The sequence below is a fragment of the Paenibacillus sp. Soil766 genome (assembly GCF_001428105.1).
Classification (GTDB): Bacteria; Bacillota; Bacilli; order Paenibacillales; family NBRC-103111; genus Paenibacillus_E.
Genome location: NZ_LMSJ01000008.1, coordinates 16,138 through 35,393 on the forward strand (window position 1 = coordinate 16,138; position 19,256 = coordinate 35,393).

The 19,256-nt window shown below is 44.1% G+C and carries 20 protein-coding genes; 14 read left to right on the plus strand and 6 right to left on the minus strand.

Annotation, left to right across the window (positions count from 1 at the left end; all coding sequences use genetic code 11):
* Window positions 1-8: 8 nt before the first annotated feature.
* On the plus strand, window positions 9-1,556 hold the full coding sequence (locus tag ASG89_RS07010; RefSeq protein ID WP_057309987.1) for a 2-isopropylmalate synthase: 1,548 nt from the start codon (window positions 9-11) through the stop codon (window positions 1,554-1,556).
* A 92-nt stretch (window positions 1,557-1,648) separates the two neighbouring features.
* Entirely contained in the window at window positions 1,649-2,845 is a 1,197-nt protein-coding gene (locus tag ASG89_RS07015; protein ID WP_057309884.1) for a PLP-dependent aminotransferase family protein, read from the plus strand.
* A 98-nt stretch (window positions 2,846-2,943) separates the two neighbouring features.
* Here ASG89_RS07015 and ASG89_RS35455 read toward each other — a convergent pair whose 3' ends face one another.
* Window positions 2,944-3,537: a transposase gene (locus ASG89_RS35455; RefSeq protein ID WP_235549652.1), complete on the minus strand. Its 594-nt coding sequence runs from the start codon at window positions 3,535-3,537 to the stop codon at window positions 2,944-2,946.
* 89 nt (window positions 3,538-3,626) lie between these two features.
* Here ASG89_RS35455 and ASG89_RS35460 point away from each other — a divergent pair, with 89 nt between their 5' ends.
* The 10 genes from ASG89_RS35460 to leuB all read left to right on the plus strand — a co-directional run bounded on the left by ASG89_RS35460 (window position 3,627) and on the right by leuB (window position 13,834).
* Complete coding sequence (locus ASG89_RS35460) at window positions 3,627-3,833, plus strand: GNAT family N-acetyltransferase (RefSeq protein WP_082592842.1); 207 nt, start codon at window positions 3,627-3,629, stop codon at window positions 3,831-3,833.
* Between the two features lie 226 nt (window positions 3,834-4,059).
* Window positions 4,060-5,592, plus strand: coding sequence for a glycine betaine uptake BCCT transporter (locus tag ASG89_RS07025; RefSeq protein WP_057309885.1), 1,533 nt, complete (start codon window positions 4,060-4,062; stop codon window positions 5,590-5,592).
* A 58-nt stretch (window positions 5,593-5,650) separates the two neighbouring features.
* Window positions 5,651-6,364 (plus strand): DUF421 domain-containing protein, encoded by a 714-nt coding sequence (locus ASG89_RS07030; RefSeq protein ID WP_057309886.1) that lies wholly within the window; start codon window positions 5,651-5,653, stop codon window positions 6,362-6,364.
* Window positions 6,361-7,062 carry a DUF421 domain-containing protein gene (locus ASG89_RS07035; RefSeq protein WP_057309887.1) on the plus strand — a complete coding sequence of 234 codons (702 nt, stop codon included), beginning with the start codon at window positions 6,361-6,363 and terminating at the stop codon, window positions 7,060-7,062. Before ASG89_RS07030 ends, ASG89_RS07035 begins: the two co-directional genes overlap by 4 nt.
* Window positions 7,063-7,389: 327 nt before the next feature.
* Entirely contained in the window at window positions 7,390-8,217 is an 828-nt protein-coding gene (locus tag ASG89_RS07040; protein ID WP_057309989.1) for a VanW family protein, read from the plus strand.
* Between the two features lie 128 nt (window positions 8,218-8,345).
* Complete coding sequence (locus ASG89_RS07045; RefSeq protein ID WP_057309888.1) at window positions 8,346-8,801, plus strand: DUF2269 family protein; 456 nt, start codon at window positions 8,346-8,348, stop codon at window positions 8,799-8,801.
* Between the two features lie 240 nt (window positions 8,802-9,041).
* Entirely contained in the window at window positions 9,042-10,496 is a 1,455-nt protein-coding gene (locus tag ASG89_RS07050) for a spore germination protein (RefSeq protein ID WP_057309990.1), read from the plus strand.
* Window positions 10,396-11,490 (plus strand): GerAB/ArcD/ProY family transporter, encoded by a 1,095-nt coding sequence (locus tag ASG89_RS07055; protein ID WP_063867760.1) that lies wholly within the window; start codon window positions 10,396-10,398, stop codon window positions 11,488-11,490. Before ASG89_RS07050 ends, ASG89_RS07055 begins: the two co-directional genes overlap by 101 nt.
* Complete coding sequence (locus tag ASG89_RS07060; protein ID WP_057309890.1) at window positions 11,487-12,605, plus strand: Ger(x)C family spore germination protein; 1,119 nt, start codon at window positions 11,487-11,489, stop codon at window positions 12,603-12,605. Before ASG89_RS07055 ends, ASG89_RS07060 begins: the two co-directional genes overlap by 4 nt.
* A 149-nt stretch (window positions 12,606-12,754) precedes the next feature.
* The gene (gene leuB / locus ASG89_RS07065; protein ID WP_057309891.1) at window positions 12,755-13,834 is read left to right on the plus strand and encodes a 3-isopropylmalate dehydrogenase; all 1,080 of its coding nucleotides are present in this window, start codon (window positions 12,755-12,757) and stop codon (window positions 13,832-13,834) included.
* Window positions 13,835-13,920: 86 nt separating this feature from the next.
* On the opposite strand, the gene ASG89_RS07070 is transcribed toward leuB, so the two are convergent.
* Both ASG89_RS07070 and ASG89_RS07075 read right to left on the minus strand, forming a co-directional pair.
* Entirely contained in the window at window positions 13,921-14,655 is a 735-nt protein-coding gene (locus ASG89_RS07070; RefSeq protein WP_057309892.1) for an SDR family oxidoreductase, read from the minus strand.
* Between the two features lie 94 nt (window positions 14,656-14,749).
* Window positions 14,750-15,334, minus strand: a complete 585-nt coding sequence (locus tag ASG89_RS07075; RefSeq protein ID WP_057309893.1) for a Crp/Fnr family transcriptional regulator — start codon at window positions 15,332-15,334, stop codon at window positions 14,750-14,752.
* Window positions 15,335-15,468: 134 nt separating this feature from the next.
* On the opposite strand from ASG89_RS07075, the gene ASG89_RS07080 reads away from it, so the two are divergent.
* Together ASG89_RS07080 and ASG89_RS07085 are read left to right on the plus strand one after the other, a co-directional pair.
* Window positions 15,469-16,017, plus strand: coding sequence for a peroxiredoxin (locus ASG89_RS07080; RefSeq protein ID WP_028554012.1), 549 nt, complete (start codon window positions 15,469-15,471; stop codon window positions 16,015-16,017).
* 79 nt (window positions 16,018-16,096) lie between these two features.
* A complete protein-coding gene (locus tag ASG89_RS07085) occupies window positions 16,097-16,405 on the plus strand; it encodes a glycine cleavage system protein H (RefSeq protein WP_057309894.1) in 309 nt (102 codons plus the stop codon).
* On the opposite strand, the gene ASG89_RS07090 is transcribed toward ASG89_RS07085, so the two are convergent.
* The 3 genes from ASG89_RS07090 to ASG89_RS07100 all read right to left on the minus strand — a co-directional run bounded on the left by ASG89_RS07090 (window position 16,402) and on the right by ASG89_RS07100 (window position 19,081).
* Window positions 16,402-16,695: a hypothetical protein gene (locus ASG89_RS07090; protein WP_057309895.1), complete on the minus strand. Its 294-nt coding sequence runs from the start codon at window positions 16,693-16,695 to the stop codon at window positions 16,402-16,404. The genes ASG89_RS07085 and ASG89_RS07090 overlap by 4 nt on opposite strands.
* A 27-nt stretch (window positions 16,696-16,722) precedes the next feature.
* Window positions 16,723-16,935 carry a hypothetical protein gene (locus ASG89_RS36180; RefSeq protein WP_157276551.1) on the minus strand — a complete coding sequence of 71 codons (213 nt, stop codon included), beginning with the start codon at window positions 16,933-16,935 and terminating at the stop codon, window positions 16,723-16,725.
* A 181-nt stretch (window positions 16,936-17,116) separates the two neighbouring features.
* On the minus strand, window positions 17,117-19,081 hold the full coding sequence (locus ASG89_RS07100) for a glycoside hydrolase family 15 protein (protein ID WP_057309991.1): 1,965 nt from the start codon (window positions 19,079-19,081) through the stop codon (window positions 17,117-17,119).
* Window positions 19,082-19,256: the final 175 nt, after the last annotated feature.

Here is a 19,256-nt window from a genome sequence, read left to right on the forward strand (position 1 = left end):
GTGACATGGTGCGTAAAATTTACATTTTTGATACAACCCTTCGTGATGGTGAGCAATCACCGGGTGTGAACCTGAACACACAAGAGAAGGTTGAGATTGCCTTGCAGCTAGAGAAGCTTGGTGTTGATCGTATGGAGGCTGGTTTTCCTGCGGCATCCCCAGGGGACTTGGCTGGTGTGAATGCGGTCGCTAGAGCGATTAAGAACGCTTCAGTTATCGGCTTGTCTCGTTCTCGCGAGCAGGATATCGAAGCTGTGCGTGAAGCCCTTCAAGGTGCACAGGATCCATGCATCCATCTCTTCCTTGCGACTTCACCGATTCACCGTCAGCATAAACTGCGGATGGAGAAGCACCAGGTGTTGGAAACGGCTGAAGCGGCGATTAAATATGCGAAAAAGTATTTCAGCAAAATCGAGTTCTCACTCGAGGATGCTGGACGTACGGAGCTGGACTTTATCGCTGAAGTAACAAGCATGGCGATTCGTGCTGGCGCTTCTGTCGTGAATATTCCGGATACCGTTGGTTATATGACACCATATGATTACGGTAATATTTTCAAAATGCTGAAGGAAACGGTCCCAGGCATTGAGAAGATTCAATTAAGCGCGCACTGCCATGACGACTTAGGCATGGCAACTGCGAACGCGCTCGCTGCGGTTCTGAACGGTGCCGATCAAATTGAAGGTACCATTAACGGGATTGGCGAGCGAGCAGGGAACACCTCGATCGAAGAAGTGGTCATGGCGCTGGAAACACGCCAAGACTTCTACCAAGCGAAGACTTCGCTTGTGTTGAATGAGATCTACCGCACCAGTCGTCTCGTCAGCAAGTTGACAGGCATGGTGGTTCCAGGCAACAAGGCGATTGTTGGCGCTAACGCCTTCGCGCATGAGTCCGGCATCCATCAGGATGGTATGCTCAAAGAGAAAACCACCTACGAGATTATGTCTCCGGAAACGATCGGCGTGAAGGAAAGTAAGCTCGTAATGGGCAAACACTCCGGACGTCACGCGTTCCGTGAGAAGCTTATTGATCTCGGCTACGAGCTCGGCGACGAGCAAGTCAATGTAGCTTTTGCCAAGTTTAAAGATTTAGCTGATCGCAAGAAGCAGGTAGAGGACGAGGATATTCGTGCCCTGATCGAAGAAAAATTGATCGAGACACCGGAAATTTTCGCACTTGGCACGCTTCAAGTTGCCTACGGTAACCAAATGACGCCAACTGCTACGGTTCATGTTCGCTTCCAGGATGGCAGCGAAGTGGCTGAAAGCGCGGTAGGCAACGGTTCAGTTGACGCGATTTACAACGCGATTGATAAAGCAACGAAGGAAAACGTAGAGCTTGATGACTATTCCATCAAATCCGTTTCCCACGGGAAAGATGCGCTTGGTGAAGTTCACGTCGTTCTGAAACAAGACACGATTTCCGTTCAAGGGCGCGGTATTTCGACGGATATTCTGGAAGCAAGTGCGAAGGCTTACCTAGACGCGGTGAACAGACTGATCGATAAGCGCAAAAACCCAACAAGTAACAGAAGCAACGTTACGTTAATATAATCTCTTAGCTATCATGGCAACCCGGATAAGCACCTCACCTCCACGATTCGAGGAGGGGTGCTTTCTACAAATGCGAAAGGATGCGTCCCTGTATGAAATATCGATTTTCTAAATCGTTGGAAGGCTTCTCATCGTCGGCAGTAAGAGAAATTCTTAAGCTGACTCAAGGGAGCTCGATTATTTCCTTTGCTGGCGGATTGCCTGCTGAAGAGTTTTTCCCATTAGACGCTGTTAGCGAAGCGTTCACAAGAGTTGTTGGCGGCGGAAAGTCTGCGTTGCAATACGGATTAACAGAGGGATACAAGCCTTTGCGTGAATCCTTATGTAAACGGATGGCAGCGAAGAACATGCTGGTTACCCCAGACGAGATGCTGCTCACGACAGGTTCACAGCAAGCGATCGATCTTTTGACACGTGTATATATTGATGAAGGCGATGTCATTCTCGTTGAACGTCCGACCTATTTGGCAGCAATCCAAGTGTATCAGGCCAAAGGAGCAAAAATCGTATCTGTTGATAGCGACAATGATGGTATGATTCTCGAGGATTTGGCAGCTAAAATCGCGCAGCACAATCCCAAAATGGTCTACGTCATTCCAACGTTCTCCAACCCTGCGGGTCGTGCATGGAGCTTGGAACGTCGTCAAGGCTTGCTAGACATTTGCCGCGGTGCGGATGTGCTCATTCTGGAAGATGACCCCTATGGGGAAATCCAGTTTAACGAAAGCGAAAGCTATCCGACGATCTACTCGCTTGGCGGTAAAGCTGAGGGTGGCAATGTCGTGTATACGAGCACTTTCTCCAAGACCGTCGCGCCTGCTTTCCGTACAGGCTGGATCATGGGCGACGAGTCGATTATTCGCCAAGTTGCACGCTTCAAGCAATCCGCGGATTTGCACTCGAGCACGATCGACCAGCAAACACTGTATCACCTGCTTGAGCACTTTGATCTGGACGCTCATATTTCCTTAATCCGTGAACAGTATATGGATCGGATGAAGTTCATGTCAGGGCTGCTCGAAGAGCTGAACTGGCCGGGTCTGAAATGGGAAGAGCCAAAGGGCGGCATGTTCATTTGGGTCGAGCTTCCTGAGCAAATTAACGCGGCGGAACTGTTGAAAATTGCGGTTAAAGAAGGCGTAGCCTTTGTTCCCGGTGCAACATTCTACGCGGAGAATCCGCAGTACAACACGATGCGCTTGAACTACACGCACACGGATAAAGAAACTACCGTTCTGGGCATGAAAAAGCTCGCAAAGGCGATGGAATCATATTTGCATAATGCATAAGCTTGAGAAGCAGCGGGGCTGTCTCAAAAGTAACTACTAAATAATTACCGGGACAAACTCAAGCCTTGGAAAAAGTGAAAATTTGAATGAAAAAGGAACTAAGCGACTTGTTTGCGCTTAGTTCCTTTGTTTTTGGTGTCTACAGCTGCTTTCTTGAGCAGATTGTGGGCAAGGGAAAGCCAACCGACCTCCAGACTTACTTTGGGTAAGCCTCGAAGCAGAAACCTTTTAAAACCACGGTTGTTCTTCATGTCTCCAAACACAGGCTCTGGCTCGATCATACGCCGAACCGCAAGGGCGTAACCTTCTTCGCTTCGGAGCTTTTCACGTGCTTGGTTTTTCAAACGTAAGTACTTCAGACTAACCTTTACCTCTCGATTACCTTCAGCTTTCGTACACTGAGCTTTTAGTGGGCATCCTTCACAGCTTATGCTTCGGTAATGGCGATACTCAATTTCGTATCCACTTTCCGTTTTCTCCTTGCTCGCTCTTCGGAAAATAAGTGTTTGTCCCGACGCGCATGTCCATGTGTCTTGTTCGGTGTTATACGTCCAGTTGTCGATTTTACTAATATCTTTTTGCCACGCCTTACTTTTCTCGCGGTGGTAGGTGCTATATTTGACGACGGCTTCGACTTCATTTCCCTCTAAATAGTCATAGTTTTCTTCGCCGCCGTATCCTGCATCTGCGATGACGGTGGCAGGTAGTTTACCAAGAGCAGACTAGATGAGGAATGAGGCATCGCGTGTCGGTAGGCCGCTGATGTACGCTGTATCCAAGAATGAATTGCCCATCCAATCCTGAAATACTATTTGTTTGGCAAATTGCTGTTTCAACGGAACATCAAGGAAAGGGAATCGCGTATTCTCTTTTACGTGAGTTAATAACCGGAGCTTCATGTACCGAGGTACGGTATATAGAAACCACCATATCACCAAGCAACGCAGCTTCAAACCGGTTGTTCCGTAAATTAGCGGAGGAAATATAATGAGGTAGCATCTCTATTGCCTTAAAGAAGGCGTCGTTTCCTTTCCTCACTTGATTATGGAAACTGGTAGAGTAGGTTTAACGAGTATAAAAGTAAGAGTTCATCAATCCAGAGCTATTATGCCAATAGCAGTGGTTTGATGGGCTCTATTTTTTCATTTGTGCATTATTTTTCCTATGGAGGTAAAGATTATATGTGAGTCTGGAACAAAGGAAGGTATGAGAATATGGTTCTATATATTTCGATAGGTATTATTTTGATTTTTGTACTTTGGGGGGCAGTTGCTCCAATTCAGCTTGCTGCAACAGCGACTTCACTTTTTGACATGTCTATAAAAAATTTTGGTTGGTTTTTTTTAATCTCCACTTTTGGGTTTCTAGTTTTCGCTTTTTATTTGGCCTTCAGCAAGTATGGCCGGATTCGACTAGGGAAGGATGATGACGAGCCAGAATATTCAACCATCTCCTGGTTCGCTATGTTGTTTAGTGCAGGAATGGGGATTGGGCTTGTATTTTGGGGAGTTGCTGAGCCGTTATCGCACTATTTATCACCGCCTGAAGGGGTAACTGGAGCTACTACAGATGCTGCACGATTAGCTATGCGTTATTCCTTCTTTCATTGGGGAGTGCATCCTTGGGCGATCTATACCATCATCTCGCTTACATTAGCTTACTTTCAATTCCGGAAAGATAAAAAGGGTCTCATAAGCTCTGCATTTTCACCCTTACTTGGGAAAGTATCAGAAGGAGGTGTCGGAGCTTTTATCGACACACTTGCTATTATTGCCACAGCATTCGGCGTAGCAACTTCACTTGGGCTTGGAGCGCTTCAAATTAACGGCGGTTTGAATCATATGTTCGGAATTTCAATAAATCCCATGATTCAAGTGGTTATAATTGCCGTAGTGACTGTCTTATTCTTAATCTCTGCCACGACCGGTCTGGATAAAGGGATCCGAATATTAAGCAACACCAATTTACTCATCGCTGTATTATTAATGGCATTTGTATTTGTAGTCGGACCAACTTCCTTTATCTTGGATCTATTTACTTCGACACTAGGAGGGTATCTGCAAAATCTTGTTTACATGAGTTTGAGAATGACTCCTTTTACTCAAGGCTCGTGGGTAGGTGTTTGGACTTTATTCTACTGGGCTTGGTGGATCGCTTGGGGACCATTCGTTGGAACCTTCATCGCTCGAGTATCGAAAGGCAGAACGATTAAGGAGTTCGTTCTAGGCGTTCTTTTAGTGCCAAGCCTCTTTAGCTTCATCTGGTTCTCTGTATTCGGGGGGACTGGTCTCCATATAGAGTTGTTTGATCATTATCCAATTGCTGCCGCGGCTGAGAAGGATGTAACATCCGCATTGTTCTTAACGCTGGAGCAATTGCCTTTAGGTCACATCATAGCCTTCATTGCTACTTTGCTGATCATAACTTTCTTTATTACATCAGCTGACTCAGCCACTTTCGTCCTTGGTATGCTATCTACGAAAGGAAATCCCAATCCAACGAATAAAGTAAAAATTGTATGGGGCGTCCTTCAATCGTCTATAGCTATTGTACTGTTAATTAGTGGCGGTTTAAGCGGCTTACAGACCGCTTCTATCGTTGCAGCAGTACCTTTCGCCATCGTTATTATCGGGATGTGTGCATCCTTAATGATCGCACTTAGGCAAGATGAAAAGACTTTAAGAAGCAGAGACCAGAGGCGTATGAAGAAATTAGATGAGCTACTGAGCAAGCAAGGGGAATCATAATTCTCATAAAAAGAGATGATTGCTCAAAATGCCTGACGAATGCATTGGAGGGATATTTATGACAGAACTACTTTTTGGAGGATCCAATCTGCCTATTTGGATGTTTGCCATTCGTGCTTTTGTCCTCTACATAGCTCTAATTATTGTGACTCGCTGGACAGGGCATCGGCAAGTAGGGATTCTGTCTGGACATAATTACTTAATTGCTGCCGGTATAGTCGGTTTGGCGGGTATTCGGATGGTAAATCCTAAAAGTTCCTTAGTTTCAGGGTTGGTGATCGTCGTAATATATGGCGGAATTAGTGTTTTATTATCAAAATTAGATCTTAGACGACCTTTCCTAGTAGATCGGGAGCCTATTGCTTTAATCGAGCAAGGGAAGCTTGTCCCTCGAAACCTTGTTCGGGCACGAGTTACATTGGATGAATTGTTAGCACTTCTGAGAGGGAACGGTTGTCCGAGGATTTCGGACGCTTGGGCTGCAGTGCTTGAACCAACTGGTAAACTCGGTGTGATCTTAAGAGAGTCTGCGGGGCCAGTTACACGAAAAATATATGGGCTTCCGAGTATTCCCGTAGGGTCAACGGTTCCATTAATACAAGACGGTAGGGTCCATAATGAAGGTTTAAAACAAATAAAAAAAGATAAAACTTGGCTGAAACGAACTCTGGATCAGCAATTTGGAATACTTGATTGGAGTCAGTTGTGGGCAGTACTCGCAGAGCCGAATGGAACACTGGTAGTACTTCAGCAAAAGGAGCATAAATTGTGAATGGATTTTTGTTGGAACCCTTAATGTTTGCTTGTAGAACTTTAATTATAGGATTACTAGTTTACATCATTAGTCGATATCTCCCCCGTCGTACCGGAGGCACATTCGCCGCATACGATTTTGTTTTTTTCTGGTTACTGGGTGGATTACTCGTCGCGCCCTTATATGATCTGAAGATTCGCTTTCTTGATATGATAACAGCTGTTATTATCGTTTATTTGACACATTTTCTTCTTTCAGGTTTAGCAATGAAGAGTCGAAAGTGGTCTTCGTGGATTTCGGGGCATCCATTTACACTTATCAAAAAAGGAAAAATTCAAGATAAAACAATGAATCAAGCTCTCTTTCCAATCCAAATGCTGATATCCGAATTACGAATGTCAGGAATAGCGAAGCTTTCGGAAGTTGAAACAGCTATCCTGGAGACGACAGGTCATCTTAGTGTAATAAAAAAAGCTGACTTTATGCCAGTAACTACTACAGATCTGAATATAAAATCCCCCCTTGATTCCCCACTGCCTACAGTTTTAATTGAGGATGGTAAGATAATGAAAAAAAATCTTGAAAAATTGGGGTGGAATGAAGCAGAGCTGCAGCAGCGCATGGTAAAAGCTAAAGTTATTACTCCTCTTAAAAAACTTTATGCCGTGATTTGGGAAGGTAAGGATCCTCTCTATTGGGTAAGCAAAGATGAATAATTTATTTGGCTTAATAGATTCACAAGAGCTTGTTTTTAAGATCGTTTGCTGTAATTATTTCATTTGTAAGGATCACGAAGAATTTCATGGCTTATCGGCCATAATAGTCCTCATTTTCAAGATAAAGTATAATTTGAACTATATATTCTTTAATTGGCGGAGCCTGTCGTAGACTGGCTCTTTTTAACTTTTTTAGTTGATACAATTTAAACCGTAGGAGTGTGAATTAGGCAAATTTGTGTCGCCAGATTCTCTTTGGGTCCGTTGACTTGGAATTATTTTGAAATTAAGATGGGGAGAGGATATGAGAAAGGGGACTTCCAGAAGATGAGTAAGCCCTTAAAACCGATCCACCGAAGTCGTGCAAGGATTTATTTTGGGATTAAAGCTTACCAATTGAAACGTTATATAGCCTGGTTATTCGATGGCAAAAGGTACACCTCCCATAAGCAGAGTGACATACTCCCTCACCTTGCTTTCACGCACCGTACACCTCTTTTAAGACAGCTGAAAGATGTGGATATGTGGCTTCAGCATAACAAAGTGATCAATTTGAAACTCGCTGCTAAGCAGTTGAATCGCGTAATTATCCAGCCTGGCGAAACCTTTTCCTATTGGCGCTTAATTGGCAGTACAACCCGTAGGAAAGGGTATGTCGATGGCATGGTGCTTTTTCACGGAAAGGTGAAGACGGGTGTTGGCGGCGGTTTATGCCAGCTTTCGAATTTGATCTATTGGATGACGCTGCACACGCCGCTTACGGTAACGGAAAGGTATCGTCACAGCTATGATGTATTTCCAGATGCGGGGAGATCGCAGCCTTTTGGGAGCGGGGCAACGTGTTACTATAATTACTTGGATTTGCAAATTCGGAACGAGACACAAGAACCGTATCAGCTGACGATCCAGGTTTCGGATACCCATTTAGTTGGCGAATGGCGTGCACTTAGTCCCAATATTCACAGCTACGAAATTTATGAGAAGAGCCACAGAATTACGCGTGAATACTGGGGTGGATATGTCCGCCATAATGAAATCCATCGTAGAGTGATGAATCGAGATGGGCAGCTCGTAAGGGATGAATGGGTGACGGATAACCACGCAATTATGATGTACGAACCTTTGCTGACGGCTGGAAATAACGATAATAATTGATGAAATTTTATTCGAAATTATGGTGAAAATATCCACTAATGGTGTCGGCACTCATAGAAAATTCTTCCTCTAGATTGTATCTTATAAACTGCGTTGTTTATATATTACATAGCGAGAGGTGAATTTGCATGAAGTTTCTTGTACTTATTCATGTTTTGTCTGCCATTATCGGGGTTGGTCCAACGTTTTTTGCACATGTGCTGCTAAGAAAAAAACAAACGCTTGAGGAATTGCGGATGTCCTTGCGCGTCGGAAGTCGGTTGGAGATCTTCCCGAAAATCGGAGGTACGATTGCCGTGCTAACTGGATTGTTGTTGATTTGGTTGGGTGATTACGGCTCCATCATGCAAATTTGGTTGATCGGCTCGCTTGTGGCTTATGTGATCATTCAAATTATTGCCATCGGCTTTGCTACGCCCAGTCAGAAAAAACTCGGAGGCTGGGTGTTGGATCCTTCCAATCAGAAAGCGACCTCACTCCCTGGTGAGCAGCTGCTGCTATGGGCCAAGGCTCGTAACTATTTCTATGCGGCATCTACCGTAGGAGTCATTTTGTTCATATTTATGATCATCAAACCAAGCTAAGTTCATGCGATGGGCATTTAGTTTGAAGAATCTCGCGAAGGCGATGGAATTGCATTTGAAAACGAATTAAGATTGGTAACCAACACTCAGAGGCATGGCTCTGGGTGTTTTTTCATGATCAAATTTGGAATGAATCACCAACCGGGGATTAATTTTACCTAAATGTGGGAAAATATTCTGTACATGTCATATAGGAATGGTGGTGCAAGGATGGTATCGATTCGGAGATGGTTAAAAGGAATGAAATCAGATCCAAGCAATCAATCATCTGTTCCTTTACATCAAACGATTTCAGGAGTCCTTGAAAATGACCTCGGTACCCTGCAAACATTTTTTACTTTTGCTCCAGATCTTGTTACACGTCAGTTTCAATTAAGAACTGGGGAAAATGCCGTTCTTGTCTATTTAGAAGGGCTCATTGATAAATCCGCGATAAATAATAACATCTTATACCCGCTTATGTATGAACTCGAGTCGATTAACGATATTTGGAACTCTTCCATTACGATTGCAAAAACAGAAATGATCTCCTTATGGTCAGATATTGAAAATGCTATTTTTCAAGGTAAAAGCATCCTAATTATTCAGGGGCAGACGCGTTCACTTGTTTTACATATACAAGGCTGGCCTCAAAGAGCGATTAAAGAGCCGCAAATCGAATCCACGCTAAAAGGGTCACATCAAGGGTTTGTCGAAACTTCCGGTCAAAATATTGCTTTAATCAGACGCTATCTTCCTAATCGAGAACTGAAAATAAAAGAATTCAACGTTGGATCTCGGGGAAATACGAGAGTGTCTATCATGTATCTCGAAGATGTCATACAACCTAATATTGTGAAAGAAATGGAGGATCGACTTTCCCAAATTAATGTGGATGCCATTTTGAATACGGGAGAATTAGCGGAGTATATTGAAGATCACCCGATAAGTTTGTTTCCACAATTAATTATGACGGAACGTCCCGATTCGGCTGCAGCCCATATTTTACAAGGAAGAATAGTTGTCGTTGTCGATCACTCGCCCAGTGTAATCGTGGCTCCTGTAACCTTCTCATCATTCTTTCAAAGTGTTGATGATTACAGCAATCGGTGGACCATAGCCACCTTCCTACGTTTATTGCGCTTTCTAGCCTTAATTACGACGATCTCTTTATCGGCTTTCTATATAGCCATTGTTTCGTTTCATTATGAATTACTTCCTTTGGCCCTGTTAATATCGATTGGAGAATCCAGAGTAAAGGTACCTTTTCCACCGATTGTTGAGGCGTTTCTTATGGAGCTGGCCCTAGAAATGTTGAGGGAAGCAGGTTTGCGTCTACCAGGCCCTATTGGACAAACAATAGGTGTCGTCGGGGGTATTGTCATCGGTCAGGCGGCTGTGCAAGCAGGGATTGTAAGTAATATTATGGTGATTATCGTTGCCATCACAGCTATTTCCTCTTTTATTATCCCTGATTATGATATGTCCTCCTCGCTGCGGCTGCTTCGCTTTCCAATGATGATTCTGGCAGCTGCGTTCGGTATGGTGGGGATTGTGATTGGTATGATGATTATCGGGGTGCACCTTATTTCGATGGAATCGTTTGGCGTCTCTTATGGAAGTCCGGTTGCTCCCATCCGACTGTCAGATTGGAAAGACGTATGGATTCGACTCCCGATGTGGAAGTGTCCTATCCTTGCCCCGCGATTTAGCTAAAACGGCAGGTACCGACGGTTGGATATCGATTGTATTGGGGTGGATGGCGTCTATGCTGCTAAGCTTAGTCATCATACGAATTATGGAGAAAAATCCCGAGCATACGATATTCGAACTTTTATCTACATATTTTGGGAAGTGGTTGGGTAAAGGTTTAGGAGCAGTATGGATTATGTTTGCGGCATATTCAGCAAGTCTAGCTATGTTTGCAACGATTCATATCATAAAAATATGGATCGTTCAGGATATACGGAACTACATCTTGATGATCCTATTTGTCATTCCCATTTATATGATTACCAAACAAGGAATAAGGATGATCGGACTCTTCGCTGAGCTTGTTTTGATGGTCACTTTGTGGATACCTATCTTATTGTTATTTGCACTAAAGGATATCCAATGGATGTACCTTTTTCCAATAGGAAAAGTTGGCGTGTTTCCCATTCTATCTACCATAAAATCAACCATTTATTCTTTTCTTGGATTTGAACTGGTTTTTATTCTTTATCCTTTTCTAAAGGACAAGAAATCAGCATCCAAGGGAATTGTTATTGCAAATTCATTATCGATGATCGTCTATGTAATGACTACAATAGCTTGTTTTATTAGATTCGCTCCGAGTGAGGTTACGGATTACGTATATCCCGTGCTTAATTTATTGAAGGTTATCCGGTTGCCTTTTATGGAACGACTGGAGATCATTTGTCTGAGCTTTTATTTGTTTATGATATTTATGACGATTATTCCTTATCTCTACACGGCTGCACTAGGAATAAGTCAATTAATAGGCAAGCAGGATCATCGAAACGTTTTACGAATACTCCTATTCCTTTGGATCTTATTGCCATTCTTTTTTATCCCGACTTCTTCCCAAATAACTCAAATGGCCAATTTATGGGGGATAACAGGTGTATATAGTGCTTTCGTATTCCCGATTTTTCTGTGGATTTACGGATGGATTTTTCATTTCGTGAGAAAGGAAGCGAAATCATGAAAAAATACAATAGCATTTCTTTGACATTGGTCGTTTTAATGATCGTATCAGGGTGCGGTAAAGCCGTATATATAGAGAATCAACAGTTTGTTCTTACAGAGGCTATTGATTTTGATGAGAATAATAAGTTAGTCGTGTACACATCATCTCCTGTTTTCACGAAAGAAGCCACAGATCGATATAAAATCTCATTCGCAAGAGCTAATACGTTGCGCAAATCAAAAGGGCAAATTAATAGTAAGACAAGCGGTATCTTTGCTTACGGAAAATCACAAAATCTCCTCATAGGAAAAAAACTACTCGAGCAAAGGAACCCATTTCCCTATCTAGATGTTCTCTTCCGTGATTCCCGAAATGAGATTAATGCGAATGTGATTGTGATTAATGGGACGGTTAAAGATGTGATGTATACGAACATGAGTGATAAAGGCCGAATCGCAACCGTGATCAAAGATCTTGTAGAAAGCACTTATAAGAGCAGAGTCACCGTGCAAACCTCACTACAACAATTTCATCAACAAATAAAGGATAAAGGAATGACGCCTGTTTTAACTGAAATGAAACCTGTGAAAAATGAACTCATCATTTCAGGTACTGTTCTTTTACATAAAGACGGTACTTACGCGACCTCTTTGAATCATCAAGAGAGTTCTCTGCTCATCTTATTGCAGGGTAATACGAAAAATAGCATTCCGTTAACGTTTCAACTTTCTCCTGAAATGTTCCATACGAACAAAGAAATGTCCTATGTGAGCTTTAATATCAAAAAAGGAAAGCCTAAGATCAAGGCGAAATTCGAAGATGATCATTTGACAATAGATATTGGGATGAAGGTAAAGCTCGATTTGACGGAGAGGCTGTTTGAACTAGACGTAGAGGAGAAGAAAAAACAGTTAGAACAAGCCATTGAAAAAAAATTGAAAGAAGAATGCGCGGCTCTAATCAAGAAAGCTCAAAAATATCAAATAGGTCCCTTTCAGTTTGGCGTCCATGTACGTGCATATCAGTATAAAAACTGGAAGAAGGTAGAGGATAATTGGGGAAAAGCGTTATCTGAAGCAACAGTAAATGTTTCACCTAAAGTGATCATCAAAAGTATTGGGGTATTAGAATAGTAATTGAACTATGTTAATAGGTGAAACCTATAAATGCGATAGCTTTTATATCTAAAGAGGAGAGTCTGCTTATGATACAATGATAGCAGGATATAACGATTGGAATACTAACAAACTAGGTTTGCTACAATAAGGAGTGAATGATTGTCATGGCTGATGTTAAAAAAATTGCGGTTATCGCTGGGGACGGTATTGGTCCAGAAGTCGTTGCAGAAGCAGAAAAAGTATTAAAACGTACCGAGGAATTATTCGGATATCAGTTTGAAACAGAACACGCGCTTTTCGGCGGTATTGCAATCGATGAGAAAGGTACACCGCTTCCGGAAGAAACGTTGAAAGTTTGTCAATCCGCAGACGCTGTACTTCTTGGAGCAGTTGGCGGTCCGAAATGGGACAACAATTCCAAAGAGCTTCGTCCTGAAACAGGTCTTCTAGGTATTCGCAAAGCGCTTGGTTTGTTCTCCAACATCCGTCCTGCGTTCATCTTTGATTGCTTGAAAGAAGCTTCCACATTGAAACCAGAAGTTCTTGAAGGCACTGATTTGATCGTTGTTCGTGAGTTGACTGGCGGTATTTACTTCGGTGAGAAATTCCGTCGTGAAACAGCTAACGGTCAAGAAGCTGTTGATACATGTGCTTACAGTGTAAGTGAAATCGAGCGTATTGCGCGTCAAGCTTTTGACATCGCACGCACACGTCGCAAGAAACTTGCTTCCGTTGATAAAGCGAACGTACTTGAAACATCCCGCCTATGGCGTGAAGTAGTCATCCGTGTATCGGCTGACTACCCAGATGTTGAGCTTGAGCACGTATTGGTTGATAACTGTGCGATGCAATTGCTTCGCCGTCCGTCCTCCTTTGATGTTATCGTAACAGAGAACATGTTCGGAGACATTTTGAGCGACGAAGCAGCTATGCTGACAGGCTCCATCGGGATGCTAGCATCCGCTTCCCTAGGCGAAGGCGCATTCGGCTTGTACGAGCCGGTACACGGATCAGCACCTGATATCGCAGGTCAAGGTATCTCCAACCCTATCGCAACAATCCTTTCCGTTGCTTTGATGTTCCGTTTGACTTTCGGCTACCACGAAGCTGCGGATTCCATCGAGCGCGCAGTGAAAGAAGTGTTAGACGCTGGTCACCGTACAGGCGACATCGCAGTGGATAAGAGCACAGCGATCGGTACGCTTGCAATGGGTCAATTGATTGTTGACGCTATGCGCAAATAAAGATATAAATAAGCTCGCAATTTCGAAGCAGATTTGCTTCGGGAATGCGAGCTTATTTTCATAGCAGGACGTGGGCAGGATCATTTCTACCCATTTTTCAGAAGCTTATCCGCTACCGACGGATAGATACGCTGGATAAGTCGCAGAAGCTTTACTTTGCCAATCAGAATTTCATAACGATCACGCTCAAAACCCTGTATGAATTCGTCTACAAGCTGATCTGGTGTGATTTTCCCCTTGCCTCTTCCTTCTGTCATTTCGGTGCTGACGAGCGGTGGGATAATCTCAAAAACCTTCACATTCGTTGCTTCCAATTGATAGCGCAAACTCTTAGTGAAGAGATGGACCGCAGCTTTGGTGGCACAGTACACGGGGGCCGATTTCTTAGGGGCAAGACCAAGTCCTGAGGACACATTCACGATGGCAGCGTGAGGCTTCTTGGTAAAATGTGATAGAAAGCTGCTGCACAACTGAATCGTTGAAGTAAGATTGATCTGGATTTCACGATTGATTTTATTCGAGGTATCGGGTTCTCGAAGGAAATCATAGTTTAATTGGATACCGGCATTGTTGATGAGAATACTCAGGTCGGGATGCGCCTTCAGTACTTCCTGGGTAAAGATATCGATATCCGCTGGATTCTCCAAGTTACAAGGGTAGGCAATGAGTGCAGGGCAAGCTTGTACGGCTTGTTCTAATCGATTGCCGTTTCTGCTGGCAATAATCACTTGATTGCCCATCTCCACAAGGCGTTTGGCGAGTGCGAAGCCGATGCCTGCAGAACCTCCTGTAATGAGTATGCAATGACCGGTTAGTTTCATATTGAGCTACATCCTTTCGAAAGGGGGATATCATTCAGCATAAGGGGATTTACCGCGAATCTCATTAACATAGGTTAATCGATTCTGTTTCTGCTTATGAATTCCGCCACTTCGCGCGTATCCGACTCAGCGCGACAGGAGTAATGCCTAGATAGGATGCGATATAGTATTGGGGAATCTTCTTTGCCAAAACGCCAAATTCTTCTAAGAAAGAGCGGTAGCGATCCTCAGCGGAAAGGGTGAGTAGCTGCATCTCGCGTCGTTCCTTTTTCACATATAGGCTTTCAGCCATTTTTCTAGCCAAACGCTCCCAGATAGGATCTTCCGCAATTAAGGTCAAGAAGTCAGGGTAAAATATGCGAAGCAACTTGGCGGGTTCTAGGGCTTGTATAGAAAATGGAGAGGGACTGTCCGTTAGTAGGGCGCTATATGATGTGATGAAGTCATTCGCCGCGCAAAAGGATTTAATGCGCTCTTTACCATCATAGGTGCTGTAATATAAGCGAAAGCAGCCGGATAAGTTGAAATATAAATGGGACAAATGATCGCCGGTTCGGAGTAAATGTTCGCCTTTGGCCAGCGTCGTAACCGTGAATAAGCTTGTGAAACGCTCTTTTTGGTCCTCCGTGAGCGGGAGTAATCTATCCAAAAACGTATGAAGAGGAAGGAATGTGTTCATACGAGGTTATCCTCCATGGATTAAAATAATTATTATCTAGTATACGATCTAATTATTGACTTTCAAGTAGGGGGATGATACCATTTTATACGGATAATATAGATTAAGATAGATTTTGAGGAGGAATTATACCCATGGCAGAACGTTTAGTTGGTAAACAAGCTCCTGATTTTACAATGGAGACAGCTACAGGTGACGGTACAGCATTTGGTAAAGCATCTTTGTCCGATTACAAAGGAAAATGGTTAGTTCTTTTCTTCTACCCATTGGACTTCACATTCGTATGTCCGACTGAAATCACAGCACTTAGCTATGCTGCTGATCAATTCAAAGCATTGGACACTGAAATTCTAGGTGTTTCCATCGACAGCATTCACACTCACAAAGCGTGGATAAACACACCGGTTAACGATAATGGTCTTGGCAAATTGGCATTCCCACTTGCTGCTGACATTACGAAATCCGTTGCACGTGATTATGGCGTTCTAATCGAAGAAGAAGGTATCGCGCTTCGCGGTCTATTCATCATCGATCCAGAAGGCGAATTGAAATACGAAGTTGTTAACCACAACGACGTAGGCCGCAGCGTAGAAGAAACACTTCGTGTGCTTCAAGCGCTACAATCCGGCGGATTGTGCCCAATGAACTGGAAACCAGGCGACAAAAACTTGGTTGTTAAATAAGTTGTAACTACATAGGAAGGCCCCTCGGTTAGCATGCGAATGCGGGCGGAGGGGCTTTTCTTGTTAAGGAGGTCCGAGTATGGATAGCATTACGACAGAAAATTTATTTTGGATACGTAAAGAAGGTAACGAAGCTGTAATTGGGTTTACAGAGGATGCTTTAGAGAAATGGAGCATGATTCTATTCATAGAGCTGCCAGAGAAGGGGGCCGAGCTAGCGAAAGGGGCATTCATGAGCACCATCGAAACGGCTGTTGATGAATTTGACTTATTTTCTCCTGTGACAGGGAAGGTGATAGCTGTGAATATGTTGGTAGAGCGCACCACCATGCTGTTGTATGAGTCGCCATATGATAGGGGATGGTTGTTTCGAGTAGAATTGGCTTAGTCCCCGCCACCGCCACCACCATCGCCGCCGCCACCAGAATCTCCACCACCACTATTTCCGCCGCTGTCATGGGAGTGCCCATGGTCACTATGAGCACCGTGATGCCCATGTCCACCATGATGACGATTATCCTCATACGGAGAGGAGTCACTAGCAAAGCCGCTATAGCTAGCGTCATGGTTGTCATGTCGGCGTCTTCGCTGTTGCCTGCGCTTAGACTCGTGGGAGAAAGCAGAAAAAAGAAACAGAACGACAATTACGAATATGACAATAGTGATGATCGTAGCCATACACAACCTCCTTGATAAAATAACGGGCTAATTCGGTTGGAAAAGAAAGGGGCTAGTCCGAGTCTCCTCCAGAATCCCCTCCAGAATCTCCCGAATCCCCGGAATCACCGCAATGGTCATCCCCATGGCTGCTGTGGTGATGATTGTGGTGAGCACGCCCAGGGTTATGATCATAGATAGCTGTGTCATGCCAGTTACTTGAATCGCCTGCAACAGCTCTTTTTCTACGAGACTTTCCAAGCGGTGGAAGGTCTGATTTCTTCAATTTCATTCTCTTACGAATGCGGGAAACCATTACATAAAGCAAATACAGAATGATGATACATAAGATGTAGAAATTCAAATTCCCCAAAACCAGATCCCCCTATGGTCGGAAATGAAAGGAGGACAAGAATGACTCCTGTCCTCCATTTACTAACGTTTATTTCCCTAAAAGCTGTTTATATTTGTTCAGATATTTGACCACAGTCAATACATAGGTCGCATGCGACCAAGTAAGTGGAGCTACAGACACCGGTTCGCCGGAGAAAGGATCCAATTGCTCAGATAACACGCCGCTTTCCATGGCATGTTTGACGACCCATTCGAGCGTTTTGCGTGGAGCCTCGAGATCGGCAACCGTTTTGGCATACTCAATTTCCCATTCTGCGATCCAGAGGGTACAAATGATCCAAGGATTCCCTGGCACTTTCTCAATATCGGTGGAGCGTTGGAAGTAATAATCATGATGATAACGGGCGGAGCCACCGACTTCGGTTTTGATCATCAGACCTTCTTTGTTAGCTAACATCGTGCTTACCACACGTGGATCGTCAGCAGGCAGTACGCCGAACTCAAAAATACCGTACACGGAGCTTTCCAACGTCATATCCTTAACCCATTGGCCGTCTTCCATATACAAGCCGCGAACGAAGCGTTGCTCGCCTTCATCCCACAAATGTTTCAGAATACCGGATTTAATTTTCTCCGCGGTATGCTTGTAGCGATTGCTGCGCTCCTCATCTCCAAACAGGTTGCTGAAGTTCGAAGCAGCGATCAATCCCCCGTACACAGCAGATGCCGTGAAGGTATAGATCCCGTAGCGTTCTTCCCACAGATCGTAGCTCGGCTTCGGCAGATTCAGTTCTTGATCAATGTAAGTGGACATGAATCTTGCCGCTCTGCGAATGAGATTGCGATACAAAGATTGAGCAAACTCCAAGCTTCCATTTTTCTGGAAATCCTGCCAGAGTGCATATAATACAAGCGCCGTTTCGTCTTCCTGAATCGGAAGCTGCACGCGACCGGAATGAATGTAGGGATGCCAGCTGGAGCCTACGGTGCCGTCCGGATTGTATTTGTGATGCAAATAACCTTCAGGTGACAGGACATTTGCACAGAAGTTAAAGAACGGAATAATCATTCCCTGGTAGCCAGCCATGGACATGGAATAAGCGATTAACGCACCATCGCGTGGCCACATGTAGCTGTAATGATCTCGGTTGCTCTGCATGATGTCAGAATCATTCGCAGCAATGATTGCCCCATTCACATCAGTTTGCGTGCGAACGAGCAACAGGCTTTGTTTGAAGAGACGTTGCACTTCAGGTGTGAGATCGAAGTAATCGCGATCTATTTTGTTCGCCCAACGCTGCCAGTACACGGTCACACGGTCAAGCAGCTTGCCTGGGTGGCTGTCTTTGACATAGGAATCGAGCTTCTTCACTTCCTCCAGATTCTTGCCTGCACCCATCCAATAGTAAAGTGTTTGGTTGCCGTTAGGAGGGACGAACAGTCGGAAGGAGATCGTGCTGTCAACAGAGCCTTGTGCGATGGCATTGCCCATCAGATGACCATCTTCAGCATCCCGCCATGTACCTTCGGCGTTGTAGAACCTTTTGACACCAGTGGAGTATTGATAAATCCCTTCTGTGCCAGTACTTCCGTTAAACATGAAGTAACGATCCTTTTTATAATGAAAGACGGTATTCGTTGATGGGTAGTACGCGGCTGTATCGCCAACTTCCGTCTCATTAATGAGCAGATCCTGGTTGAAGAACATACGTACTTCACGAACCGTATTCGTGTGATTGGTAATGTGAATTCGCTTCAAATAAATATCCTCACGCTGGTGAACACCGTCATTCATAAGTAGAGTAACACCGAGGCCGGGATGTGTAGCTGTCACTTCTGTGACGAGGGAATCCTCCACATAGGCAAGCTTGAATTGCCACTCAGGGGCATTCAGCCATGCGAAGTCGCCATCTATCCATACACCAACACGGCACTGATAACCGCCAATATGGTTAAGCTGGCCTACGAAAGGATAGTACAGATCTCGCATGTAGGAATGCTGATCGAGGTTAATAAGGAATTTTCCATTTCCGATGACCAGATGTCTTGGCAATACAATCACTTCCCCACTCTTTTGTTTGATCGCGCATTCAGATCAGGCCAGGAGGACTGAACGATGGAGCACATGTCTTGCAATTAGGTTACCTAATTCTGACAAAGGAATCAATGATTCTTTGAAAAAAAACTGAAAATTCTCACTGGTCACGCTTTCATTTGGTGTAGATATC

What these genes read in the sequence shown, in the direction of transcription:
- ASG89_RS07025 (WP_057309885.1), top strand. Translation starts at nt 4,060, where the DNA reads ATGGTTCTATATATTTCGATAGGTATTATTTTGATTTTTGTACTTTGG.
- ASG89_RS07060 (WP_057309890.1), top strand. Translation starts at nt 11,487, where the DNA reads ATGAAAAAATACAATAGCATTTCTTTGACATTGGTCGTTTTAATGATC.
- ASG89_RS07045 (WP_057309888.1), top strand. Translation starts at nt 8,346, where the DNA reads ATGAAGTTTCTTGTACTTATTCATGTTTTGTCTGCCATTATCGGGGTT.
- ASG89_RS07085 (WP_057309894.1), top strand. Translation starts at nt 16,097, where the DNA reads ATGGATAGCATTACGACAGAAAATTTATTTTGGATACGTAAAGAAGGT.
- ASG89_RS35460 (WP_082592842.1), top strand. Translation starts at nt 3,627, where the DNA reads ATGAATTGCCCATCCAATCCTGAAATACTATTTGTTTGGCAAATTGCT.
- ASG89_RS07040 (WP_057309989.1), top strand. Translation starts at nt 7,390, where the DNA reads ATGAGTAAGCCCTTAAAACCGATCCACCGAAGTCGTGCAAGGATTTAT.
- ASG89_RS07055 (WP_063867760.1), top strand. Translation starts at nt 10,396, where the DNA reads ATGGAAGTCCGGTTGCTCCCATCCGACTGTCAGATTGGAAAGACGTAT.
- ASG89_RS07090 (WP_057309895.1), bottom strand. Translation starts at nt 16,695, where the DNA reads ATGGCTACGATCATCACTATTGTCATATTCGTAATTGTCGTTCTGTTT.
- ASG89_RS07030 (WP_057309886.1), top strand. Translation starts at nt 5,651, where the DNA reads ATGACAGAACTACTTTTTGGAGGATCCAATCTGCCTATTTGGATGTTT.
- ASG89_RS07070 (WP_057309892.1), bottom strand. Translation starts at nt 14,655, where the DNA reads ATGAAACTAACCGGTCATTGCATACTCATTACAGGAGGTTCTGCAGGC.
- leuB (WP_057309891.1), top strand. Translation starts at nt 12,755, where the DNA reads ATGGCTGATGTTAAAAAAATTGCGGTTATCGCTGGGGACGGTATTGGT.
- ASG89_RS07080 (WP_028554012.1), top strand. Translation starts at nt 15,469, where the DNA reads ATGGCAGAACGTTTAGTTGGTAAACAAGCTCCTGATTTTACAATGGAG.
- ASG89_RS07050 (WP_057309990.1), top strand. Translation starts at nt 9,042, where the DNA reads ATGAAATCAGATCCAAGCAATCAATCATCTGTTCCTTTACATCAAACG.
- ASG89_RS07015 (WP_057309884.1), top strand. Translation starts at nt 1,649, where the DNA reads ATGAAATATCGATTTTCTAAATCGTTGGAAGGCTTCTCATCGTCGGCA.
- ASG89_RS07075 (WP_057309893.1), bottom strand. Translation starts at nt 15,334, where the DNA reads ATGAACACATTCCTTCCTCTTCATACGTTTTTGGATAGATTACTCCCG.